Consider the following 2,226-nt stretch of genomic DNA (forward strand, 5'->3'; position numbering starts at 1 on the left):
ACAAGGGCCTGTGCGATGCCGCCGGCTTCAAGGGCCCGCTGCACGAGTGCACCTTCTACGGCAACAAGGAAGCCGGCCAGAAGTACTGGGCGATGCTGAGCAAGGGTGCCAGCCAGCCGTGGCAGGCCACGCTGAAGGAACTGACCGGCTCGGACAAGCTCGATGCCGGCCCGATGATCGAGTACTTCAGCCCGGTCAATGCCTGGTTGAAGCAGCAGAACGAAGGCCAGATGTGCGGCTGGCAGGCCAACGCGGCACCGGCGGCGAAATGAAAAAAGGGCGGATCCGCGAGGATCCGCCCTTTTCCGTTTCGGTAGCGCCGGGCCATGCCCGGCGAGCGCAGCGGCGTAATGAAAAGCCGCCGGGCATGGCCCGGCGCTACCGCGATGACGATCAGTTGCTCTTCTTCGCCGCCAGCTGCGCGGCCAGCGCGGCCTTGAATTCCTCGAAGGTCTGCCCCTTCTCGTTGGCTTCGGCCTGCGCCRCATCGCGCAGCGCATCCGAATAGATCAGGCGCACCGGCGTGCCCTGCCGTTCGTGCAGTTCACCGGCCTGCATGATCAGCGCCAGTACCTGGGCCGCACTCTCGCTTTGGCCGGCGATGCGGCCATCCATKCCCAGCACCCATTCGCCATCGCGACGGACGATGCCGGCCAGCAGCGTGCGCTGCGTGTCGCGCAGCTCGGCGTGCGGCTCGACGGGCGAGGCGGTGGCGGCGGCCTTGTTGGCAGCCTGCTGTTCCTGGCGACGGCGCTGGTCGCGGCGGGATTTGGAAGAGGTCGACATCAGTGGGGCTTGCATTGCGGGGGCGCAAGGATAACCCACACCCCCTGCATGCCGGTTCACGCCCGTGCGGTAGCGGCTCAGTCCAGTACCCGCCCCTGCCGCCAGTACCCCATGAAGGTGATCGCGCGGCGATCCAGGCCGCAGTCCTTCAGCAGATACCGGCGGATCGCCATCACCGCGCCGGCCTCGCCCGCTACCCAGGCATACAGCGCGCCGTCCGCGCTGGCGTCAGCCTGCTCCCACAGGATCTGCGCATCAACGTCGATGTCGTCCAGCTCGGCAGCCCCGGCGACGGTCGCGGCCGCCGCCAGCCGCGCCTGTACTGCCTGCAGCAACCGCTGCCCATGGGCCTGCTGCCCGCGTGGCAACCACACCAGTTCGGCCGTGGCCGGTGCCTTCAGCGGCACCGCATCACCGGCCTGGGCGATCTCCAGCAGGGCCAGCGTGCGCGGCGGATCGGCCAGCCCGGCCAGTTCCTCGAGGATGCCGGCCACCGCCGGCAATGCGGTCTCATCGGCCACCAGCAGCACCTGGCCTACCCCGGCTGGCGGCTTCCATTCCCAGCCCTCGCTGCTGTCCGCACAGTCGGCATCGGGGGCCAGCAGCACCACGCGGTCGCCCGGCCGTGCATGCGTGGCCCAGCGCGAGGCCGGTCCGGTCTGGCCATGCAGCACGAAGTCGACGTCGACCTCGCACTCGCCGGCACGCAGCTGGCGGAGGGTAAAGGTGCGCATCGGCGGCCGCGCGTCATCAGGCAGTGCCCGGTAACGGGCATACCAGTCTTCGCCGCTGGGCACGTCCGGCGCGTCCTGGCCGGGCAAGGGGAAAAACACCTTGATACGCTGGTCCGGGCCTTCGGTCTTCATGTGCGCCACGTCGGCGCCGGTGAACACCATGCGGTCCAAAGAAGGAGAAAGAACGCGGCGCTCCTTCAGCGCCACCTCGAACAGGCGGTAGGTCTGCTGCGCAGCCATGCGGGTACCTCATGCGACGACATCGGAATGGCTGGCTGTCGTGCACCCACGAACCGGCTCGCTGGAAACCCCAGCCTAATCCCTGCCCGCAGCGCCGCAACGGATCCGCGCGTGATGACGCGCCCTACCCCTGCACGACGCTCAATGCGCCGTGCTGGCTGCCTCTGATGCGCGCTCGCGCTGGTGCTCCCAGTACCAGAACACGAAGCCGGCCGCGAAGAAGCCCGCCTGTCCCAGTGCCAGGTGCAGCGGGTTGTTGTGCAGCAGCGGCGATACCACGCCGGCCACCACGGTGCTGATCATCAGCTGCACGAACGCCTGYAGCGACGACGCCAGGCCGCGCTGCAGCGGATACATGTCCAGCACCGCCAGCGCCAGGATCGGGAAGATCAGCGCCATGCCCATGCCGCCAAGGAAGATCGGCATCACCGCCCACGGCAGCGCGAACTGCGGCGCCAGGGTGACG

Annotated in this window: 3 protein-coding genes and 1 pseudogene; 1 reads left to right on the forward strand and 3 read right to left on the reverse strand. The window is 68.6% G+C overall.

Going from position 1 to position 2,226, the window contains the following annotated elements:
* A partial coding sequence (locus tag AC1VAN_RS19275) for a M2 family metallopeptidase (protein WP_480986486.1) occupies positions 1–272 on the forward strand: 272 nt, incomplete at its 5' end.
* A 121-nt stretch (positions 273–393) separates the two neighbouring features.
* Here AC1VAN_RS19275 and AC1VAN_RS19280 read toward each other — a convergent pair.
* From AC1VAN_RS19280 to AC1VAN_RS19290, 3 genes and pseudogenes are all read right to left on the reverse strand, one after another.
* Positions 394–786 carry a hypothetical protein gene (locus AC1VAN_RS19280; RefSeq protein WP_480986487.1) on the reverse strand — a complete coding sequence of 131 codons (393 nt, stop codon included), beginning with the start codon at positions 784–786 and terminating at the stop codon, positions 394–396.
* A gap of 77 nt (positions 787–863) precedes the next feature.
* Positions 864–1,760, reverse strand: a complete 897-nt coding sequence (locus AC1VAN_RS19285) for a siderophore-interacting protein (protein WP_032976621.1) — start codon at positions 1,758–1,760, stop codon at positions 864–866.
* A 141-nt stretch (positions 1,761–1,901) separates the two neighbouring features.
* A pseudogene (locus AC1VAN_RS19290) lies at positions 1,902–2,226 on the reverse strand (Bcr/CflA family drug resistance efflux transporter); the annotation flags it as partial.

It is taken from the genome of Stenotrophomonas sp. 05L44_2 (assembly GCF_056665995.1).